13 protein-coding genes are annotated in these 24495 nt (G+C 42.5%); all 13 read right to left on the bottom strand.

Annotation, left to right across the window (positions count from 1 at the left end; translation table 11 throughout):
* Nucleotides 1–277: 277 nt before the first annotated feature.
* The 13 genes from DW800_RS04940 to DW800_RS04880 all read right to left on the bottom strand — a co-directional run bounded on the left by DW800_RS04940 (nt 278) and on the right by DW800_RS04880 (nt 24477).
* Nucleotides 278–1645 (bottom strand): sulfatase, encoded by a 1368-nt coding sequence (locus tag DW800_RS04940; protein ID WP_238615503.1) that lies wholly within the window; start codon nt 1643–1645, stop codon nt 278–280.
* Between the two features lie 54 nt (nt 1646–1699).
* The gene (locus tag DW800_RS04935) at nt 1700–4306 is read right to left on the bottom strand and encodes a DUF4962 domain-containing protein (protein ID WP_016272390.1); all 2607 of its coding nucleotides are present in this window, start codon (nt 4304–4306) and stop codon (nt 1700–1702) included.
* Nucleotides 4303–5598, bottom strand: coding sequence for a sugar MFS transporter (locus DW800_RS04930; RefSeq protein WP_022402181.1), 1296 nt, complete (start codon nt 5596–5598; stop codon nt 4303–4305). The genes DW800_RS04935 and DW800_RS04930 overlap by 4 nt, the downstream gene beginning before the upstream one ends.
* 10 nt (nt 5599–5608) lie before the next feature.
* The gene (locus tag DW800_RS04925; protein ID WP_117703822.1) at nt 5609–6541 is read right to left on the bottom strand and encodes an ROK family protein; all 933 of its coding nucleotides are present in this window, start codon (nt 6539–6541) and stop codon (nt 5609–5611) included.
* 26 nt (nt 6542–6567) lie between these two features.
* Nucleotides 6568–8196, bottom strand: coding sequence for a hypothetical protein (locus DW800_RS04920; protein WP_022402182.1), 1629 nt, complete (start codon nt 8194–8196; stop codon nt 6568–6570).
* A gap of 14 nt (nt 8197–8210) precedes the next feature.
* Nucleotides 8211–9815, bottom strand: a complete 1605-nt coding sequence (locus DW800_RS04915; RefSeq protein ID WP_057088683.1) for a sulfatase — start codon at nt 9813–9815, stop codon at nt 8211–8213.
* A gap of 332 nt (nt 9816–10147) precedes the next feature.
* Entirely contained in the window at nt 10148–12145 is a 1998-nt protein-coding gene (gene hepC / locus DW800_RS04910) for a heparin-sulfate lyase HepC (RefSeq protein ID WP_117703821.1), read from the bottom strand.
* Between the two features lie 16 nt (nt 12146–12161).
* A complete protein-coding gene (locus DW800_RS04905; protein WP_035447737.1) occupies nt 12162–13451 on the bottom strand; it encodes a DUF4995 domain-containing protein in 1290 nt (429 codons plus the stop codon).
* Between the two features lie 123 nt (nt 13452–13574).
* A complete protein-coding gene (locus DW800_RS04900) occupies nt 13575–15341 on the bottom strand; it encodes a RagB/SusD family nutrient uptake outer membrane protein (RefSeq protein ID WP_057088687.1) in 1767 nt (588 codons plus the stop codon).
* 25 nt (nt 15342–15366) lie between these two features.
* Nucleotides 15367–18573, bottom strand: a complete 3207-nt coding sequence (locus DW800_RS04895; protein WP_117703820.1) for a SusC/RagA family TonB-linked outer membrane protein — start codon at nt 18571–18573, stop codon at nt 15367–15369.
* Nucleotides 18574–18828: 255 nt separating this feature from the next.
* Nucleotides 18829–19272 carry a cupin domain-containing protein gene (locus tag DW800_RS04890; RefSeq protein WP_016272381.1) on the bottom strand — a complete coding sequence of 148 codons (444 nt, stop codon included), beginning with the start codon at nt 19270–19272 and terminating at the stop codon, nt 18829–18831.
* Between the two features lie 29 nt (nt 19273–19301).
* Nucleotides 19302–20423, bottom strand: coding sequence for an aldose epimerase family protein (locus DW800_RS04885; protein WP_117703832.1), 1122 nt, complete (start codon nt 20421–20423; stop codon nt 19302–19304).
* A 16-nt stretch (nt 20424–20439) separates the two neighbouring features.
* Nucleotides 20440–24477, bottom strand: a complete 4038-nt coding sequence (locus DW800_RS04880) for a two-component regulator propeller domain-containing protein (RefSeq protein WP_119957840.1) — start codon at nt 24475–24477, stop codon at nt 20440–20442.
* Between the last annotated feature and the right edge of the window lie 18 nt (nt 24478–24495).

The following is a 24495-nucleotide window of genomic DNA, read 5'->3' as shown; positions in this document are numbered from 1 at the left end:
TGAAAATTCTATAAACAGAAGTTACTTAACACCTATTCAATACAAGCGATGATATTCAATTCTAAAACTTGAAGCATAATTGTAAACTTCAGCATGGCCAAGCGAAGGGTTACATTTGCCAAGTTGAGATTGATAGGGCCCGGTACCTTTCACTGAAAAGATCTCTTAATCAAGCTTCATATCAGAATGAGAAACACGAGACCTAAACAATGCCAGCTAGGCATAAAACTGATTGGTCATTTCGACTCCTCCTTGTGATTAAGCCATCAGACAAACGTTACTTATGAACATTTTTAAGTGTTTTCCCAGGGACATCATGCAGTTTCGGGCGACTTGGACGTACGTTATAGATGCTCATCCATTTCTCAAGAATATCGCGTAATTCTTGCAGTTTCTGGCCATATGAGTTTTCCATTATCAGGTTTCTCATTTCCCCTCTGTCATTTTGCATATCAAACAGCTGTTCGCGATATCTTCCTTTATCGTAAAGCACATATTTATAACGTTCGCTACGTACTACCCAGCCCCTCGTCTTGCTACCGTCAAACCGTGTTTCGGTGATGATATATTCTTGATGTAAAGCTTGCGGATTTCCTTCCTCTGCAATTTTCCGGAAAGACTTTCCTGCTGCTCCCTTCGGCATTTTGGCACCTGCCCAGTCACACACGGAGGCAAAGAAATCTACACCGTTACTAATAAGCTGGGGTAACACTTTGCCTGCATTCTTCTTGCCTGGCAGCGTTACAATAAGAGGGATATTGATAATCTCCTCATATAAAGCAGACTTCTGGTTCCAACGATGGGCACCTATACCATCGCCGTGATCGCTGGAAAAGATTACCACTGTATTTTCCCAAAGATTATTCCGATCGATGGCATCAATAATCTTTCCTATTTCTCTATCTACTTTTTCTACCAAGCGATAATAAGTATATCGGTACATACGCCAGTCTTCGGGGGTAAAACCAGCGGTTGGATATACATTGTAGTTATTGATTCTTTCACTTTCAATGACGTCAGCATCATACGGGTTTTTGGCAAAATTGGCAGGCAATCCCGGACAATCCCGTATATCAGGTATATCAATATTTCCATAAGGGAAGTTCTGACGACGTGCATATTCGCAGATATTATGTGGGTTGTCATAGGAAGCCACCAAAAAAAACGGCTTTTTATGTTTGCGCGAGAGATATTCGGCACAAGCTTCTGCCAGCCCATCATCACTATGTTTATATATATTGTCGAAGCCATATTCTTTGTCTGGAACTTCGAGTAAAGGAAGATGCCATTTACCGCCATAGGCACAATCATAACCGGCATTCTTTATTAAAGTGCCCAGTGTTTGTGCCTTAAGAGAGTCGGGCATCGGTGATCCGTTGACAGACAGCCCTACTGCATCCGGATAGTACCCTGTAAACATAGCTCCACGTGAGGGGCCACTGAGTGGAGCTGTACAATAAGCGTTATTAAATAGTATACCGGCCGCTGCCAAACGGTCAAGGTTGGGAGTGTGCAGATCCGGATTTCCGGCACAGCTCATGGCGCTGGCCGTTTGCTGATCGGTGAAGATGTAGATGATGTTAGGACGTTCGATGGCAGAAGCCATAGAAGAGCATAACAACGAAAAACAAGCCAAATACTTCATTGAATTTTCTTTTACCATATTATTTCAATAATTCAATTTTGTTTTAAAGTGATATCATATTTCAAGTTCCGGTAAGGCATCAACCAGCCTTTTTTCTACTTTCTTTCCGTCTACCCGATCTATGATGGTCGTAGCACCTTTGTTTGAGTCATAATTGAAGTCCAGCGAAACACCGTTCTGTTTATTCTCTATATACAAGAACGCATTACCTTCACCTTCCAGATTACATTCGATAACCCATTCTTCTACTGTTATGCGGTTCCTTTCACGATTAATTACAGCATCGGCACGGTTGTTTCCATGTACATCAATCACATTGAGAAAACAGATTTTGCTGCAAGAAGCTGTCGTTGCTGTAAAATGATAATGATTGGAGAGAGTTTTGCCAAGTCGTTTTTTCCAATCAACAGCAGCCACAAAAAAGGTGTCTGTTTGCGCATAAGTCATTTTCTGTGAGGAGAACAGATGAGCTATAGATACTCCGTCTGCCTTGTTCTTTCCTAAGATGCGCAATCCGTCTTTCTCTTCAGCGACTTCCATGGGCAGTTCTACCGTATGCAGCAGATAATTCCATTCTACCGGTTCTTTACCAACCAGTTCGTCATAAACAACGAACAAACCCGAACGTCCCAGCTGAACAATATGTCTTCGAAAAAAATCCAGTTTATTCTCATCCCAACCTTTCTCCGGTGTATACTGAGTACCAGACAAGCGCCCACGTTCCAGCCACAACGGAGAAACCACTTTTCCATAAGCGTTAGAAGCATCACCTACAACGTAGGAGATTTCTTCTCCTTCATAATAGCGAGGAATCCATCCATAACCTTCCGTTCCAATCTTTTGTCCCATACCATTCACCAATATGGAATTATGGGCGCGAGTATTCCGATAAGCATACATGCAATGGTCATCTGTAAAGCCGGTACGATGTCCACTGCTATAGAAAATTGCCTTTCCACCAAAGAAAGTATTGAAGGCGTTTTGATTAGCTAAAGCATGGGAAGTGGCACCATAGGGGCTGCTACGGAAAGAGAGCATGGCATTGTTGGTGTGATGTCCTATGTCTGTGTTCATCAGTGCAGTGCCTGTCTGGCTGAAAACTTTGGACTGAGGCAGCTCCAACAGCTTGCTACTATAAGCAGGCCTCTCCTTTTTTGTCGTACAACGATACCAGGTCAAGTCCGCCGGTTTGGCTTCAAAAGCTTTCGACAGAATATCAGGGTCTTCCTGCATAATTTCGTGTACATAAGCTGCCGCCCACGGATTGTTACATTCGCGTGCCAGCGCATCTGCATATCCTACGCGACCTCCATTCGGAGTGCGCTGTCCCTCATGCGAATTGCCATGTCCTCCGGATTTGGAAAAGGGAGGTTGCTGGTAAATGACATATAAAGCATTGTTGTTATACCACGGATCGGCAAAGAAATTGAAACCGGATATACGGGAGAAAAAGGCCGGTACCTCTATCAGTGTGCGTATATTTACATGAAAATATGAATCTCCATTATGCCAAGCACCATCCTTATTCAGTCCCGGAAGACGGGAGATCCATTCATTATAGCAATAATCTGCCCACACGGATGCTTCCGGAATCTCACCAACTGTGGCAAAGGCCGCCATTGTAAGAATGCGGAAAGTCATTTGCCATACATGATTGTCTGCAATACGGTTCTCCAGATGATTAACGTATTCATTATAGAATTTATTCCCGATATTCCGGATATTATCTAATAATAACTGTTTTTCTGACGGAGACAACAGGTTGTAGAACCCGTCGTACGCCGATGTGCTCATAGAGAGCAAAGTGGATAGATTGAAGTCACCTGCAAAGTATTTGCTTGTTTGCCAGGAAAGGATTTCACTCAACCGGTTGATGCCTTCACGATAATACTTCTTGTCTTTCGTCAGCAGATAGGCGCGTACCAATGCTTCCACATTGGCTTCTTCTCTATCCACAATCTTACGGCTCTCGCGGATAAGGGCTGACTCACGCTGTACTACATTGGTTAATGTAACTACATTTGTTGTATCTATCTCTTCCTGAAGATGCTTCAACGGATGAGAAATGCACCGGGAAGCTTTGTCCATATAGGCCTGAGCTTCCGGATTATTTTTATTCTTCGTTATAATTTCCTCCCAATCATCCGCATCCAATAATACGCGTGGGTGGTGAGACGTATATTTTGCCAAGACTTTCTCCAATGTGGGCGGATTAAATTCCGGTGTATCTTTACCTATATGGAATTGATAAACCGGTGACCATTCTTCTTTACCTCCAGGAGTGACGTAAGCATATTGCCAGTACCATTTTCCCTGAGCCAGGCACTGGAAAGGATTGAAAAAAGCCCAGGCGCGTTCCCCAATCAACACTTCCTTTTGAAAGTTCTTGTCCTGAGAAATACGAATCCGATAGACTACTTTCGGTTTTTCATCCACTTGTCCCGGAACTCCATCCAATACCGGACCTAAATGCGGGAATTTATCCGGCCACATAAAGCGCGGCGGATTCATCTTAACGCAAGCACCATTCGCAGGAGAGGGAGTTGCACGAACTTCGTGCATCAATGTCTCGTCGGAAACTGTTATGACAGCAGATTGCTCGGAACTGCCACATGCCATCAATAGGCAAAAGGCGGGTAAGCCTAATAATATCTTTCTCATTTCAGTATTTTATTTTTGTTTTTGAAACCAACCAGTTCTTTCAGGCTGACTGTCTTATTGTTGACCAGTGGATGTGCCCAAAAACCGATAAACGTAATATATCCCATGAAAACCAAGATAAGGAGCATTCCTATGCGTAATGAAGTGGTATCGGATAGCAGACTGACAAACAGCGGACCTCCTGCGCCTCCCACAATTCCGGAGCAAAGAATACCGGCAAAAGAACCGTGATTCTGGGCTACTGTGTTCAGAGCCAGTGAGAATACGATGGAGTACATCATTGAAATGCAGAAACCGATTGCCGGAAATGCACATACCGCAACTTTTGCAGAACCGAACAATGCGATCAAGAGTAAACTCATGGAAAGCAGTCCTGATATTTGTAGGAGACGTTTACTGTCTATCAGCTTCAGCAAGAACATACCAAATAGGCAACCGACGGTCATCGAACCCCAGAAATAACTGATACTTTGTGCACCGACAGTTTTTGGATCAATGCCATGATACTGTTCCAAGAAGGTACTCATAAAAATAGAGACACCCTGTTCTGTACTGACATAACAGAAGATTCCCAAAAAGAAAAGCCATACGTATTTTTGACGGAACAATTTTTTATAGGAAGAGGAGGAACCACTGCGTTCATCATCTTTCAATTCAATGCGCGGAAAATGAACGAATGACACAACGAGCAGCATAGCCAACAACAGTGCTGTAAATACCCAATACAGAGAAACCCAGGGAAGAGTAACCGGAGTAACTTTTGCCAGAATATCCAGCAAAAAGTTCTGTCCCTGCTGATAAACTTCCGGTTCCAGTGCATGTATCAGCCAAGTGTAAACCAAGGGACTGATAAAAGAGGCTACTCCGAATACAAACTGTGCCAACTCTGCTATAAACGCATAATTCTCCTCTCCGCCGACAACACGTTGCAAAGGGTTGATTACAGTTTGCAACATGGCCATTCCCAAACCAATGATGAAAGAAGACAGAAGCAGTATCAGGTAAAAAGGGAAACATGCAAACAAGGTAGTACCTATAAATGGCATTAGGAAGCCGGTAAATAGCACCGGCTTTTCTCCATATTTATCTATTAATATACCTGCCGGTATCGACATGATGGCATAGGCCAAGAAAAAAGAGGTCGGAATAAACCCTGCCATTGCCAGATCCTTCAGTTCAAAGTTATGGATAATGTCGGGGATTAACGGCCCGAGAATATTCGTAATGAATGAAATAGTAAACCAAAACATCATGATTAATGTCAGCATACTCCATTTCTTGTTACTTTTCATGATATATCGTTCATTTTAAGATTAATGATGCCGCTCCGATAAATCCGGCTTTATTACCCAATGATGCGGCTACAATTTCTGTATTTAAGGCACAATCGGCTATAACATGCTCTCGAACCACTTCCCTTATTTTCTCTAAATAGAAAATACCGGATTCTGTAACCCCTCCTCCCAATACAATCCGTTGAGGGCTGAATATATTGACAAATCCGGCAATTCCTCTTCCCAAATAGTAAAAGTGTTCACTCATGCATTCAACAGCCATCGGAAAATTTTCATGATACAGGCGGACTATTAGTTCTCCGTTTATTTCCATATCAAAACTCAGATTCCGCTCTTTAGCCAACGTGCTGAAATACCTTACCAAAGCAGAAGTCGAGGCATAATGCTCCAGGCAGCCGATCGCTCCGCAGGCACAACGTTCACCGTTAGCAATCAATGGCACGTGTCCCAGCTCCGTACCCCGATTGGCATAGCCGTTGAATAATTTGCCATCAATGATGACGGCTCCACCGATGCCGGTTCCCACTGTCAGAAACACCACGTGGGTACACCCCCTCCCTGCACCATATTTCGCTTCCCCCAACCCCATCAGGTTGGCGTCATTTCCAACGACTACCGGTAGTTTCATCTGTTCTTCCAAAAGAGAAGCCACATCTATGTTTTCCCAACCGATAATATTTTCTGCACCTCCCAATACGATACGGTTCGTCTCATCTACAATTCCGGGTGTACCAAGCCCAATGCCCAATACTGTCCAGTTTTGTTTGGCAGCTTCATCTTTTAACAACATGACAGCTTTTATCAACTGCTCTATTACTTTTGCAGCTGAAACAGAAGCAAAAGAGGGTAATTTTCCCTCAAAGAAAGAATTACCCGCTTTATCCACCAAAGCATATTTTATAGATGTACCACCTAAATCAATGCCAATTGCATATTCCATAGTTTATTATATCAAATAAGGAAACATTATGTTCTTTCTACCCATATAGGAGAACTCCATGCCCATTGCTGGTCACGCTGGCGAACCCTGACATAGTAATAGTCCGTATCTCTTTCGGGTTGGGTATCCTCCATATAATGCTCAACCGTAAAGCAACTTTCCGGCATTGCACGGTTGAAGAGAATAGCCTCACTGAGCCACCCTATCATGAAATGTGAACGGGAACCTTCCAAAAGTTCACCCAACGAATGCTCAAATTTCTTGCCATTGAATTCGGCTGTAATCACGCCATCTTTAGGCATAGTCACATCCAGAATGACAGCTTGCGTGGCAGGAGTCGTGGTATTGGGGTTTTTGGAACTGTACATATCCAACTCTGCATCCTTACTTGTAACAGACACAATACGGTTAACTTTTGTCTCAAACTCAGATTCTCCCGGTTGCGGAGAAGTGAAAGCGGCGCCACGGAAGCAAGGTTCCACAGCATTGATAGTTCCTTTATTTATGGACAGCTTTCCTTGCCAATGCACATACTGTTCTTCGCGGTTCCAACCGAAATCAACTTTTACCTTGCAACGTACCATATCTCCTTCTGGCATCTCGGGCAACAATGGGCCACTTAAACGAGCAATGCACTTTCTGTTCTTAACGATGTCAATATAATCAATACAGCTACCTCCCTCCACATTCAGATAAATACGACGGCTATTTCCCCGTACGACATCACCCGGGAACGCATCATTCAAACGAAAATCTATATTTATTTTATCACCGGTGGCACAGCAGACATGACGGTTCTTCATGGCATCCCAGATTTTATCACGGCTCAACGATTCTGCAAGGATACCTATGCGACCGTCACCGTAACTGCCCGGATAACCTGCATGTTGGTCGGTCGAACCCATAATACCGAATTTCTTACCTTGCTCCAATCCGCATTGAATAGTACCTTCCCATTGGCGGGGACCCATGTCATGCAGATAACTGTAATCTCCCTGATCGCTTTCTGCCAATCCATGGCGGGAATACATCTCTACAAACGGGGTCTGGTCTCCTTCCGTAAAGAAGTTCCAATTGTATCCGCGATAGCCTGTCTGATATCCCATATGATGCGGAGTAATAAATACCTTATGCCCGCGGGCTTTCCGTTTCCAGTCTTCAATGGAGGTACATTCCACCAGCGGTGCGTCCAAGTCATAATTCAGAGCCACATGGTCGCCATGTTCCATGCTGTGCGCCTCATAACCAACAAAAGCCAGGAATTCTCCTTCCTTATTGTATTCATTGGTCATGGCGACATATTTCTCATAACCTCCCTCTCGCAAACGCTTGAAGGCACCGGTATGATAATCGATCACCCACTTCAGACGGGGATCATCGGCTCCGGGAATATCCGGCCACATGGCATGAGGAGTGACAGATACAAAATCCAGTTGTTCTTTGGCAGCCTCAAATGCAGAACGCATGTCGCCATGACCGTAGGTTATGTTACAATGATTATGCAAATCTCCCCAGAAATACTTCAGATTACTGGCAGAGGGCATGACTTTCTTTCCTGCGGCAGTTCCTTGCTGACATGCAGATAATAGGCTACCGGAAGCGGCCAGCCCGACAAGAGACCAGCCGGTATGCTTTAAAAAATTTCTTCTGTCCATAATTTAAATTTAGATTATCTGTTTTTCATCAATCGTCTGTCACCTTTGAATAACTCTTTGACCTTTTCATCGGGGTCATCATCCTTATACTGTTTTTGAATCTTTTTCAGCAATGAAATGAGTTCCGCTTGTTTGTCGGCATACTCCGGTTTACCAAACACACTGTTCAGTTCACTCGGGTCATTCTTCAAGTCATACATTTCCCATTCGTCCACATCGTTATAGAAGTGAATCAGCTTGAAGTCAGCGGTACGAATGCCGTAATGCCTTTTAACCGAGTGCTCTGCCGGATACTCATAATAGTGATAATAGGCGGCTTTTCTCCAGTCAGCCGGTGTTTTCCCCCCATTCTCCAGAATGGTCCTGAGAGACTGTCCCTGAATATCTGCTGGTATATCTACTCCGGCAAAATCCAGCAGGGTAGGAGCAAAATCCACATTCATGGCAATAGCGCTCGATACACTCCCCGCCTTGATGGCCTTCGGATAACGGATAACCAATGGCATGCGCTGGCATTCTTCATACATAAAGCGCTTGTCGAACCAGCCATGTTCGCCCAGAAAGAAACCCTGGTCCGAAGTATAGATTATGATTGTATTGTCCAATTCACCGTTTTTCTCCAGATAGCCGAGCAACCTTCCTATATTTTCGTCCACAGCTACAATAGTTGCCAAGTAATCGCGCATATATTGCTGGTACTTCCAACTGATCAGTTCTTTCCCTCTTAAGTTGCCGCTACGGTATTCTGAAATACGCTGGGCGTATACCGAATCCCACTTATCTTGTACATCAGCCGGCATACGCTTGTAGACTTGATAGAGGCGATTGGTCGTATCTTTCAGCATTTCTTCACGGGTCAGCAGTTTCAGATCCCAGTCATTGGTCAATGTATGCTCGATGGACATATCCTGTTCTATAGCAGCAGAGCCTCTGCCTTCGTATGTATCGAAAAGCGTGGCAGGTTCGGGAAACACGGTATTGTTGAACATTCCCAAATGACGAGGAGCGGGCATCCAGTTACGGTGAGGGGCTTTCTGGTGATACATCATGCAGAAAGGCTTGCTTTTGTCTCTGTGTTCCAGATATTCGATAGCCTTGTCTGTAATAACGTCAGTTGTATAGCCCTGCTCTACAATCTGCTTTCCGTTCTCGTTGAAATCGGGATTGTAATAATCCCCCTGTTCATGTTGTCCGGTCAGGATACACCAATAGTCAAATCCCTGAGGCTCGGTAATCAGATGCCATTTGCCGACAATTGAAGTCTGGTAACCGGCGGCCTGCAACAATTTAGGGAAGGTCTGTTGGTTACCATCGAAAGTGCTGGCATTGTCTGTGAATCCATTGATGTGGCTGAATTTGCCCGTCAGGATACAAGCTCTTGACGGGCCGGATAAAGCATTGACCGCATAACAATTGTCCATACGAACACCTTCATTGGCAATCCTATCCATGTTGGGAGTCTGAAGGAAACGTCCACCGTAACATGACATAGCTTGCGTAGTATGGTCGTCCGTCATCATAAAGATGATATTCGGACGTTTCACTTCCTCTTTGCCGGAACTGCAAGCGGACATTCCGATGGCAGTCAAAGGCAGAAATATGTATGATAAACGATTCATTATAAAAATCTTTTATAACCCGTTGGCGGAATTTAAGAAAATCCGGACGATTGTGAACTGCAATAAGGCACGGAACAGCAATCTGCATTCCTTACAAATAATACAGATGCAAGAAATAGCAGTATACTGAACCTAATTCAGTCGTATATTGAATGCCATTCAGTCGTATACTGAATAGGGTTCAATCGTATACTGAATGCAATGCATCCAATAGGTACTGATAATCAAAATATTACAAAGCAGATTCATACCTTCAATATATTACAACAAACCATTAAAGTATCATTGCAGTCATTCCGCAGCGGTAATGAATTAATTCCGCCAACGGGTTATTATAGTTTATATTCCAATTGACGTTTCTTTCCGCCAACAGATATTTCTATTTTCACCCCATTTTCGTCAAATGCCTTGTTCAGGAACTTAGCTTTGAATATAGGGAAGGAAGCTGTATTTTTCGACGGATAAAGAATAGTTATGTAACGTACAGCGTCCGAATCCTTTTTATCTATATCAAAAGATACAGTTGTACGGGGTACTCGTAAACGATAGGCAGTTGAACGCCAGCCTTCTTTTTCTTTCATTGAAATTTTCTTCTCGGCAAAGCATTGCAGTTTCACGTTGCTTGGGCCGTCATAAACTGTAGTCAGCATATTATTCTTTCTGTCTATATTTACAGTACCTTCACACAAATGGTAGTTCAGATTCACTACTCCTTGGGCGTTTCCCACGGCTTCATCTACAATTACAAAATAAGATTGGTCTACAAAGAAAACAGAACGTCTGTGTTTCAAACCATCATAATGCGGATTCTCAGTCACCAGAATCTGCTCATTGCCTTCGGGCTTCCATAGTTTGGTGACAGACTGGGTTGTTTGCAGGTTTTTCCCATCCAATGTCAACGTATTGTGAGAACTTGTCCGGCGAAACCAATTACGAAGTTTCATTACTTCATCATCACCGGCATAGACGTAGGAACCGCTATCCGGGAAGAGATTCCGGCCATTGAACCAAAACTCAAAAGTTCCGTTGTCCGGCTGGCAGTGCCATTCCCCTTTGGGACCGGCCTTTACAACCATTACGGTAGCATCCTGCTTCCAGCCGTTTCTGAAAGTAAAGAAGCCGGAAGTCTGCGCACCGTGAGAAAGGTTGGGCAAGGGAGCGCCTTCACGACCTTCTGTGGCATAATAACGAATCCACTCACAATCAGGAAATAGCTTGAGCCAATCCTGATAATTACGGATTTCTGCCGGACGGTCTCCCAACTTGGCATCACTGAAACAAGGATTGCTGTAATCCGGAAAACAAATGTTGGCATAAAACTCAATCATGCTCTTGACTGTATTCACGTATTCGGCTGGAAATTCCTGACGGAAGCCATTAACATCCGCCATACGCAAAGCCTTGCAGAAAATATTGATTGCCGCCAGATGATAATGTGGGTCCAATTCATATTGACCGCCATCCGGATAGACTTGTTTTTTAATTTCGCGGTTCAAAATGCTTATCCCACTTTTTCGCCATTCGCCTGCTTCCTTAAATTCGGGGAAAAACGCACCTGCATACACCATTCGCTGAGCTTCAAACAACAAGTGGTTACCCTGATCCGAGTAATTGCCAAGAATATGCAGTGCATGCCGGTGATAATTAATCAGAAATTCAGTCAAGAACTCCGGCGTGAAGGCCTTCGAAGAAACGAACAACAGAAATTGCAGCGTTTGATCCTGTAAACGGTTGCTCACCTCCAGAGGACGCCATGCAAAACGTACATTTTCCGCATTTCCCTTTACCTCGCCTGCGCTGACCAGTTCGTATTCTTCTTTCTCTACCTCTGTCAGAGGATTCTTTTTAATCCAATCCATATATTGGTATGCCCATTCTTTGGCATATTTCTCGTCTCCAGAGATTCGATATGCCTTACCCATTGGGGTGAACCATTTGTGGCGATGCAATTGCCAACGCAACTCATTGTCCTGTACCGGCCAATATTGCCAGTTGATATCTTTGCCGTAATTATAAGAAGGCTGATAGCCTTTATGCACAAAAAACGTATGTTCCAAGGCATCATCCGCCCATTTCTGTTCTTCCTTGGAAATCTTGATATTCTGCATATCGATATCAGGGTGTCCTATGCCAGTACGTTGGCGATAATAGTCCAATAAGGCTTTGGCTGCCTCGTCCCATTGTTGTCGGTCATATGCGGCTTTCACTTTCTCCAATCCCGGATAATCCAGATTCAGCAAGCCGAAAGCTTCCTTCCGCAACTGCTGTGCTTCCGCACATAATACAACCAACAGAAAAATAAAGCTAAGAATATACTTTGTTATCTTCATGGTATATTAATTTCGTTTATAGCGATTTATAATCAATTCCTTTTACTTGCATATATCGGACTAAAGCCTCCAGATAATAATAATCAGCATAATTGATAGGTGTATCAATTTCAGAACCATTAGGCAATGAACCTGTAGAGTGCATCAGAATAAATCCCTGGTTGGTGCCGACTTTTGCCAAGTAAGCATCGGAAGAGAGAGACTTGAGCAGTTTCTCGGCGTAATCAAAATAGACTTGTCCGTCCTCTACAAGAGTACTGAGCTCTATCAGGGCAGAAGCTGTGATAGAGGCGGCAGATGCATCACGAGGCGTCTCCGGTGTGTTCGGGGCATCGTAGTCCCACAAAGGAATCGCATCGTCAGTCTTTACACGTTCCATGATTAATGCCGCGATATTTTGGGCTTGCTGTAAGAAGGCTGCATCTTTCGACTCACGATAACAGGATGTATATCCATATACTCCCCAAGCTTGTCCGCGCGCCCATGAGGAATCATCATTTTTCCCCTGATGCGTACATTTCATTTCTACGCTGCCATCGCTATTGTAGCTTACTACATGGTAGGACGAATGATCGTTTCTAAAGTGGTTCTTCATTGTTGTCTCAGCATGTCTCAATGCGACTTCTTTATACTTGGAATCATTCGTAAGATGATTGACGTAAAACAATAAATCCAGATTCATCATATTATCAATAATCACAGGGAAATTCCACTTCCCAAAATCCCAGGAACGGATACAGCCTATGTTCGAGTCGAAACGACCGCACAAATTATCAGCAGTCTGTACCAATATCTGACGGATAGTGTCGGCAGGAGACAGACGGTGCGCATTACCATAACTGCAATTCACCATGAATCCGATATCGTGTGTACCTTTATAATCTTTCAACGGATATAGGTAATTCGTAAATTTCACCGCATCTTTTTTCAAGTCTTCTATACCAGTCAACTGATATGCGTACCACAAGTTTCCGGGGAAAAAACCGCTTGTCCAATCATAGATGGAACTGCAATATCTACGGCTTCCCAAGGCATCTTTCACAGGTTTCATCCGCAAGGAGTCTTTAAAAGTTACAGGCTCTCTTTGTAACTGGCTACAGAGAAAATCCATATCGTATCCCGTCCAGATGGAACGGGGCAACAAGACTGAATCCCCTACATCCGCCACTGTTTCTTCCAGTTGTTGCACAGAAGTGTCTATCGCGTTTTTCAACCAGCCGTAATCTTCCTTTGGTTGACTGGGTGAACAGCCAGAGAATCCCTGCAATGTAGCAACTGCGTAACAAAATAATAAAAATTTCTTCATAAATATATGCATATTCTATAGGTTATATCTGCTCAAATTATCATCCTTACATACAAGGATGGAGAAACAGTAAGATGTTTATACTTTCTCCATCCATTGTCAGTTCATACCCAGAAAATGAAATTACTCAAATCCCGGATTGTTTTCTCCATTCAAAGCCGCGTTCGATTGGATTTCGGCCAATGGAATGGGGTAAAGTTCATGCTTGCCTGTGGTAAAGTTGTGGCCTGCTACGTAATTGGACTTAGCCCATTTCACCGGATTCCAATCTTTACGTGCAGCATCCGTTATATATTCATCTGGTCCCGGAATCCATGATTCCATGTAGTTCTGAGCAGCTTTTAAAGATGCTTCCAGAATACCCCATCGTAGTAAATCATATTTACGTTGACCTTCGTAGCAAAGTTCAAAAGCACGTTCCCAATACAATGCTGTACGGAATCTGCCGGCATCATCACCATCCGGAATAAATGGCAAATCATACAATTTCGGAGCCTTCAACAAGCTTGAATAATTGGCTGTACTTATAGGAGTAGCACCGGCACGTACACGGACGTCATTCAATAGTTTCCATGCTTCGGTTGTGTTGCCGATTTCGTTATAAGCTTCAGCTGCCATCAGAACAGCATCAGCATAACGCAACGGAGCATAATTGACGCCTGTATTGTTGGGATCCACAAAACCCGGAGCCATCCATTCTCTGCGCCATTTGCCCGGATATCTGTTCAGATTTTTGTTGATATCGGCAGAAGTATGCGATTTTTCCTGAGTTTCTTTATTTTTGTCCCACTTGATAGCATAATCCACGAAATTCACGTCACGACGTACATCTTTTATGCTTCCATCCTCATTTGACTCATAGAAAGACTTCCAATATGGTAATACCACAAAGAAAGCATTGGCACGTCCCATATAACTGCTTGTGCCGGGATAACTTCCCGGAGCATCTACAAGTGGTCCGTTGTAAGTTGCCCATACACCGGCATTGTCCTTCAAACCTTGGTTGGGTTCGAAAGCGATCTCCCAAAGAGATTCCTGATTGTCCAATGTCAGCTGAGAATAGTTCTTAAACAGTTGCTCATAACCACCTGCATAAAAACCATGGTAGCCTTCAGCCTTCAGAGCTTCCCATTCTTTAATCACCGCTTCAAAATATCCCTTTCGGGTAGTATCATCCGGACGGGTCAATTGACGCGATGAACAGTTCAGGCTATAGCCAGCGCGTTGCAAATAGACACGCATCAGTAAAGTATGGGCAGCACCGCTACAAGGTATTTCAGAAGAAGCCACTTCACGACCAGATTTCAAATATGTTTTTGCATAATTCAAATCTTCGATGATTTGGTCATAAATCAGCTCACGGTCGGTACGAGGTTTGGATGTATTAGCAAAACCATTCGTATATTCCGTGCTGAACGGTACATCACCAAAGAATTTCACTAGGTCAAAAGCTATGTAGGCACGGAGGAATCGAGCTTGCCCGTCAATTTCCTGCAGGTTTTTGTTTTCTGCAAAACCTGACATAGCCTCGATGCTGGCAATAGCCACATTGGCACGATCGAGAGCTTGGTAAGCACATCTCCATACACTAGCAATCCAAGTATTAGAAGCATTGTACAGATAGTGGGATATGTCACGGCGAGTTCCGTCCGAACCGGTTCCACGTACCATGAACATGTCGTCCGACCCAAAGAACGGCATGATATTTTGTCCATAATAGTCTGTAGTTTCAAGACAGTCATAGATTCCGACTACAGCCATCTGGGCTTTTCCTTCTGTCACGAAATAAGTATCTTTCTCGTAGAATGAGCTGGGCTTTTCAGTCAGGTCACAAGAAGTAACCCCTACAAGCATCATTGCGCCAAGCGCATATATCATTTTGTTTTTCATCTTATTATTCCCTTTTTAATTCTAATTAAAATGCTACGTTCACACCAAATACGAAAGAGCGGCTTCTGGGGTAAGCACCGAAATCGACACCGGGAGTTAACGCGCTACTCATGGTAGATACTTCCGGATCGAAACCGGTATAAGGAGTCCATGTAAACAAATTATTGCCCGTTGCATACAGACGCAATTTGGTCAGACCAATTTTATTTATCACTTTCTTGGGGAAGGTATACCCTAAAGTGATATTACTCAATTTCAAATAAGAAGCATCTTCAATGGCCCAAGAATGAATGTAGGTGTTGTTGGATCCGTTATCACCGAAATGAGCTACTGTTTTTCCCTGGTTCACTGCTGCCAGTTCTTCCGGATTCGTAATCAGTTCACCATTGGCATTAATAGTCACCCAACGATGAGCATCATCAGCTACCGACAGAACGTTTTTATTAGTAAGGGCAGTCTTGGTATTGGTCAACTTAGTAGCATTCAGTACTTCCGCACCATAGCTGTAAGTAAAGAAGATGCTCAAGTCAAAATCCTTCCAACTGAAAGAATTGTTGATACCGCCATAGAAATCAGGCAAGGCATTACCAATAATGGTCTTATCACTTTCAGTAATTTGGTTGTCTTCACTACCGTCCACGTTCTTAAATTTCCAGTAACCTGGCTGGATATTCTTCTTGTCGCCATGATAAGGTACACCGTCCTTCAATGTATAAGTTTTGGTTGTAGCATCGTAATTGAAGTCTTCCACCTGATACAATCCGTCAGTCACATAACCGTAGAATTGTCCCAATGGTTGATTTACTCCAATCTGATGGGATGCCCCCGCACCACTATAACCAAAGTTGGCCAGATACAACTGTACATCTTCACCTGTCAGTTTCTTAACCTTGTTCTTGTTGTGGGAGAAAGTAACCGAAGTGTTCCAAGTAAAATCTTTGGATACGATGTTTGCCGTATTGATAGTCAAATCCACACCCGAATTTTGAGTTTCGCCTGCGTTGATAACCATACTAGTATAACCGGAAGAGTTAGGCAGTTTGGCATTCAGCAGCAAGTTGCTACTGCGATTGATGTAGAATTCCGGCGAGAATGTGATACGCTGGTTCAAGAAACCAAAATCTATTCCTACGTTGAATGTCTTATTTGCCTCCCATTTCAAATCGGGATTAGGCACCTGACGAGAAGCATAGCCTGCTTGTGCACCGTTGCCATTGGCAGCAGTAACAGAATTCATAAGAGCAAGACTTTGATAACTACCAATACGATTGTTACCCGCAAGTCCATAACCGATGCGGAATTTTAAGTCGGAGAAGATTCCCAGATCCTTGATAAATTCTTCTTCGCTTAAACGCCATGCAGCCGAGAAAGCCGGGAAATATCCCCACTTGTTGTTCTTACCGAACTTGGAAGAACCGTCAGCACGGACTGAAGCAGTAAAAAGATATTTATCCATCAGGTTGTAGTTTATACGTCCAAAGAAGGAAAGCAATTTATCATCGTAGTTTTCACTGGAAGTGGGAACACCTGGAACACCCAGTGAGAGGTCTCCCAAACCTATTTCATCATTCGGAAACTGACTGGCACTTGCAGAAAAGCTGCGTGACCATCTTTCCACATATTCATGTCCGGCAATGACTGTAAAGTCATGAATTTTGTTTTTCCAAGAATAGGTCAAAACATTGGAAGTCTGAAAACTGCTATTTTCCAAATTAGTAATTGAACCTTGAATACTGGAACGCTTACCTGTAATAGACTCATCACCATAGAATACATCATTACGGCGAGTCTGATAGCGCATACCTACCGTACTACGGAAAGATAGTCCTTTCAGCAGCTTAATGGTAGCGCCACCATTGGCCTGGAAAGTACGCCATTCCCTATCGTTGAGCTCTTCTGCTGCCGAAATCAGCGGATTCTGCATAACGTTGCCATTATCATCTGCCAACAGAGGATCTTCGCCGTATAATAAATCTTCATCTACCCCCATAATACCTACTGTAGGACGATACTGCAAGATGTGCTGCATCTTGTTGAAGCGGTCACCACCTTCTGATGTACCCATGCCTTCCACACGCATCTGGTCGTAACTGATACGTGAATTTACCGTTAACCATTTGTTTATCTCATGATTCATGTTGAATGAGATGTTATGCTTTTTACTACCGCTGTATACCATAGCACCTTCTTCGTTGTAGTATGAGTAAGCCAGACTGTAATTCATCTTCTCCGTCTTTCCGGATACACCTACACGATAGTTTTGAGTAATAGCATTACGACCCAAGGTTTCATCTTGCCAGTCGATACCCTTGCGACCATTATATATGGAAGCGAGATCGCTGAACTTACCGTATCTCTCTTCCCATTTGGTCATACCATCCGCACCGGAATCTCCTGTACCCATTCTCCACAATGTACGTTCGTAATCCAATCTGGCAAATTCACCGGCATTAAGTACATCCAATTTGTTTGCAATCTTTTTGACACCGACATAACTGTCAAAAGTCACTGTAGCCTTGCCACCTGATTTACTACCATTCTTCGTAGTGATTACAACTACACCATTGGCACCACGAGCACCATAGATGGCAGTGGCCGAAGCATCCTTCAACACGTCAATGGTTTCAATTTCAGCGGGGTCGAGGGTAGACATACCGTCTTCACTGGGAAAGCCGTCGATAATGTAAAGAGGTTCGTTACTTTGTGTGATAGAGATACCTCCACGCACACGTACGGAAATGGAAGCACCCGGAGTACCTTCACTCTGCTGCACCATCACACCTGCCATGCGTCCGGTCAAGGCTTGTGTAACATCACTTACTGGCACTTTAGAAAGTTCTTTGCTGCTAACGGAGGTTACCGACCCGGTCAAATCTCTACGAGGAACGGCAGCATAACCAATTACCACAACGTCTTCCAGTAATACGGCATCAGCCTGTAGAGTCACATTGATTACACTTCGGTTATTGACTTTCACTTCTTGCGGAGTCATACCTACATACGAGAAAACCAATACATCTTTGGATGCATCATTCACTTTCAGAGTATAGTTACCATTTACGTCGGTAACTGTTCCAACACCGGCAACACCTTTAATGGTTACACTACCTCCAATCACTTCATATCCTTCACTATCAATCACCTTACCAGTTACTGTCAAACTTTGTGCGTATGCAGCCAAACTGACAAAAGCGAGGATAAACATTAAAAACAATTCTTTCAATTTGTACATAATAAATAATCTAAGGTTTAACTTTAGAATTTTTCTGATGACAAACATACGACAAGCACTAAAAAAAGTGCAAAAGTATTGTTTTTGTTACTTTTACTTTTACACTTTTTCCATACCAATATTGTTCACTACACACTATTTTTGTGCAAAAACAACTTCACAGATTACCACAAAAGGAAAATCATCCGATTAAGCAATAGCTTTATCTGCTTGGATTGCACGAAAAACAAATTGTACAAAACATCTTTTCAAGGCTTATTTCAAGAAATCAGCTCGTATCGGAGCAAAACAGTCAATCAAAACTCCAGGCTCCAGACAAACGCAGCCATGCAAAATATCCGGTTCAATATAAATACCGTCTCCCGCTTCCACAATCTTCTTTTCATCACCCACTGTAAACTCAAATTTACCACTTACCACATAAGTCGTTTGCGTGTGGTAATGCGTGTGAGGAGTTCCTATAGCCCCTTTCTCAAATTTGACTTTAACCAACATTACTTGCCCATCATAGCCCATAATCTGTCTGGCCACACCTTCACCTGCCGGCTCCCACGCTTTTTCTTTCTCTATAATAAAAGTATTGCTTCTTGTTTTCTTAATAGGACTATCAGGCACTCTATTATTGGCATTCAAACCCGTTACCGCAAAAAGAACTACTCCAATCATACATACACATCTTTTCCATGTTTTCTTTTTCATAATTAGTAAACTTTAGTTGATTAAATATATTATTCTGATATTGTTTCAAATTTATAAATAGTGACCTGCCGATATATTTCTCCCGGCAACAAACTTGTAGCAGGAAATTGAGGATTATTGGGAGCATCGGGGAAATGCTGCATTTCAAGACAAAATCCATAATATCGGCCATATTTCTTTTCACCATGACCAATAAGATAATCCATATTTGAATTTGGAATATAAAATTGCATTCCCGGTTCAGTAGTGTATGCTTTCAACACTCTACCGGATATAGGTTCCACTACGATAGCTGCCAACTCTAACGAATCTGGGTATTTATCCAGTCTATAATTCACATCATATCCTTTTCCCATTTTCTGTACTCTTTTTTCCACCGATTGTGGAGAAGTATAATCATATACAGTACCCACCACAGGCATTAACTCTCCGGTAGGGATACCCATGGAATCGGTAGGAGTTATGGAATCCGCATAAATCCTATAAATATGATTCAACACGTTTCTGGTGCAACCTGTCAGATTAAAATAACTATGATTTGTAAAATTAACTACCGTAGGCTTATCCGTAGTAGCTGTATATTCCAGAACAATCTCATTATGATTAGTCAGTTTATAAGCTATTGAAAGCTCTATATTGCCGGGAAATCCACCTTCCAAGTGAGCACTTTTGTATTTGAATACCACGATAGCCGTATCTTTGACGGTATAAAATGTGTCTGTTTTAAAGACTTGACGATTGAACCCGTTTGTTCCACCATGAATGGAATGTTCTTTATTGTTTTTTTCCAGATGATAAGTTTGTCCGTTCAGGCTGAATTCTGCATTTCTAATGCGATTGGCAAACCTTCCTATGGTGGCTCCAAACTTAGGATGTCTTTCCAGATAAGATTCCAGACTGTCAAATCCTAAAACCACATGTTCAAACTGCCCTTGTCTGTCAGGAACGGAAACGTCAGTCAGCGAAGCGGCATAATTTGTCACTTTGATAGACATGCCGCTTGCATTGGTCAAGGTGAACATTTCTATCACATCACTTCCTTTCCAAATGCTACCATCCTTAAATACAGACGGCCGACATAAATCCGTTTGCCCCCACAAGACTGACAACCCCAAGATGGTAATCAACGTTCCAATAATACGCATCTTCATAACCTGATGATTTATACTATTTCTTTCCATATTCTGTAGGCAAACAACCGATATACTTCTTGAAACGTGCCGCAAAATAAGAAGGAGTGTTATAGCCCACCATAAAACTGATTTCTGAAACGGTATACTTTCCTTCTTTCAATAACTGACATGCTCGGTTAAACCGTATCTTATGTATAAAATCAATAGCAGATTTTCCCGTTATCGCCTTTAATTTCAAATGAAGATTCGAACGGCTCATATTCATCTCACGCGCGAACTGTTCTGTAGAAAATTCCACATTATCCATATTTTTCTCAACAACAGCAATAGCCTTCCGCAACAGTTCCTCATCCATCGTATTGTTCGTAAGCTTTTCCGGTTTTATTTCCGTCATATTGGAATATCGCTCGAATATACGATAACGTGTACGCAGCATATTCAGAATCTTGGTTCTCAACACTTCCATAGAGAACGGTTTGGCAATGTAATCATCGGCTCCTACCTGTAAACCTTCCAACTGATACTTGATATCTACTTTGGCAGACAACATATAAACCGGAATATGGCAAGTACGTAGATTCTGTTTCACTAACTTGCATAACCTAACGCCATCCATTATAGGCATCATGACATCTGTTATAATCAAATCTACATCCTTGTCTTTCAGAATATCCAGCGCTTTTTGCCCATTCTCCGTTTCCAACATATCAAACAGCGCAGACAGACCGTTCACCAAGTACCGTCTCAGTTCCCTATTGTCCTCTACGACCAAGATAGTACCACGTTTACCGTTTACTTCATCCGTACTATCCTCTTCCCCCAACTTTTCGTCATCACCGATATAAATGTCATTTGCATTGGTGGAATATACACGTTGTTCTCCTTCATTCCCACTTCCTCCAAGCAACTCTTCTTGCGTATATACGGATTCATCCTGCGGCAGATAAATCGTAAAAGTAGAACCTTTACCAACTTCACTCTGTAGAATAATCCGCCCATGATGTAATTCCACCAGACGTTGAACCAATGAGAGCCCGATACCACTCCCTTCACGTCCATTTTCCACCTGATAAAAACGTTCAAAAATCTTTTCCTGCTTCTCCAATGGGATGCCAATGCCTGTATCTATCACTTGCAAGACAAGATTGTCACCTTCTATGTAAAGTTTCACAGTGATACTTTCGCCGACTTCGGTATATTTAAAGGCATTCGAAAGCAGATTATTTGCAATTAAATCCAGATAGTTCTCATCGAAAAGAACATTTTTATCTTGCAACTCTGTATAGAAGTTATAGTCTATATCCTTCCTTTTAGACAAACTTTCATAATTCATAAAACAGTTCAATATCCGCTTATAAGCATTGGAATACACAGCCCTGAGTTCAAATATCCCTAACTCAGCACGCCGGAAATCCATTAACTGATTAACCAAATGCAAGAGACGGTTGGTATTCCGCTGCACATAAAGCAACCGTTCATGCTCCCAATGCCCACTGATACGATCAAGTAATTCCTGCAAGGGCGCAACAATCAAAGTCAACGGAGTCCGTAACTCGTGCGAGATATTAACATAAAAACGGATTTTCATCTGGCTTATCTCTTCCCGCTTTTCTTTATCAAGCCGTTCCATTCGTATTTCAGCCTGCATACTCTTGCGTAGCCAGAAGAAGCGTACGATACCGAACACCAACAAAGCAAACGACAAAGCAAACAAGGAAAGCGCCCACCAAGTAGAATACCAAACCGGCAATATATGTATATGAAGTATGGCGGGTTCCTCATTCCATTTACCATCATTGTTTGCTGCTTTTATACAAAAAGTGTAATCCCCTGCCGGTAAATTGGAGTAAGAAACAAGGCTGATATCATTCTGCTTATACCATACATTATCATATCCCTCCAGTTTGTAGGTAAATGTATTATGTTTACCCGCTATATAATTGGAAACGACAAAAGAAATGGCGAATGAATTCTGAGATGAAGATAAAGTTATACGATTCACGTATGTAATACTTTCCTTTAAGATTCCGGTTTCATCATCCGGTAATACCTCCTTATTATGAACAAATAATTTATTGATTACAGGTTTGGGAGCATAAGGATTATCAATCAACGTTTCAGGACGGAATGAAGTAATGCCGTTGACTCCACCAAACAACATGTAGCCATTGTCTTTTCGACAATAAGCCCCAGCATTAAACTGGTTGCCTTGTAATCCGTCCATAATCGTGAAATTACGAAACTTCCCACTCTCCGGATTCAGGCAACTCAACCCTTGATTCGTACTTATCCATAAACGCCCGTAAGCATCTTCCAGAATTCCATAAATAACATTACTCGGCAGACCGTTTTCTGTGGTATATTGCAGGAACTGCTTATCACTCTCTTTCAAAGCAAACAATCCGTTACGTGTTCCAATCCACAGATATCCGGAAGATGTTTCATAAAAACAATTCACAAACGCTTGCTTCAACACAGAAGCTATCTGAAAATCCGTATTAGGGAGCAAAGAGGTACCTACCTGGTTAAAAACAGAAATTCCCATTTCTCCCCCAGCCCATATACGTTTCTTTGAGTCACAAAACAACAAGCGATTGTATTGCTGCAATTTGTGCCCGTCCTCATCTACATCAACAATCGTAAAGTTGCGTTTATCTATATCAAAATGCAATAAATATTCCAGCGATGCCACCCAAAGCCCCCCATACCCGTCTGAAATGATAGAATAGATATTATTGCTCGGCAAATTGCTATTGTGACGATTATAATATTCTATGTAACCGGATTTACGATGTAAAACCATCATTCCTCCGGCATGTGCCCCCACATATATTCTATCTTGTACCTCATCTACATACACCGTCTTGATATCCTTGAAAGGTACATCTAGATTGCCCGAATTGAATAGATAATTCTTATATAGCTGAGAGGCATTATCATAGTAATTCAAACCGCCATCGCTCGTGCCAATCCACAAATTATGCTTGTTATCCTCAACAATGCAACTGACCACATTATTACTGAGTGAGTTCAAGAACGGGACATGTTTGATACGCTGGAAACGGTTACACAAAGGATGATAATAATTCAGCCCTCCCCAGTAAGTACCCAGCCACATGCCACCCTGCGAATCTCTGAAAATACTCCGGACTGAATTCTGCGATAAACTTCCTTCCTGAATCTCAGAGCTTTTAATGGACGAGAAACTGTCTGATCCCTCCTTGTAGATATTCAATCCACCATAGGTTCCCACCCATAGGCGATTCTCTGTATCCAGTGCTAAAGAACGCACATAGTTTGAGTTCAATCCTGATTTCCCATCTTCATAACGGTAATTCTTCAGCTCCTTTGTCTTCATGTCGTACAGATAAAGTCCATCTCCCTCCGTAGCCAGCCATATTCTATTAAACATCTGGCACAGAATGGCATGAACCCGGATGCCAGTAGGCACATCCACTAGTTTCTCCAAAATACCGTTTGACAAAGTATAAATATATACACCTTCCTCAGTACCTATATAGATACAATCACCCTGGCGTACCAAAGCTGCCGGCTGCAATCCATGCAAAGAAGAGGATAATGTATCCGAAAGGAAACACTCTTTCTTTACATCAAAAAGCAGAATGCCTTCGGCAGTACCCAACATCAACCAATCTTTTTTTATCGGGATAATACTGGTCACAGCTACGTTCAAACCATTTCTCTTATAATAATAATTGGAAAATTCATCCTTATAATGATTGTAAAGAGACAACCCCTCACGAGTTCCTATCCAAATCCGGTCTGAATCATCCATTGTGATGCAACGGGATATATCGCTGGCAATACTTTTGGGATTGGTATATTGATGACGATATACAATAAAGTTGTAACCATCATATTTATTCACACCATCATACGTCGCAAACCATAAATTCCCTCCTTTATCCTGATTAATCGCAAAAATCGTACTATGCGACAATCCTTCCTCCAAACCAATATGGGAAAAGTGAATATCTTCAGTGACATCGGCATTCAACATGTAGGGGAATAATACTTCTAAAAGCACTAACAAATATTGCTGTATTTTCATGTTTGTAATCTATTATGA

The organism is Bacteroides sp. AM32-11AC, from assembly GCF_003603515.1.
Classification (GTDB): domain Bacteria; phylum Bacteroidota; class Bacteroidia; order Bacteroidales; family Bacteroidaceae; genus Bacteroides; species Bacteroides uniformis.
Note: the sequence above shows the minus strand (reverse complement) of the source record. Positions and strands in the feature narration are given on the sequence as shown.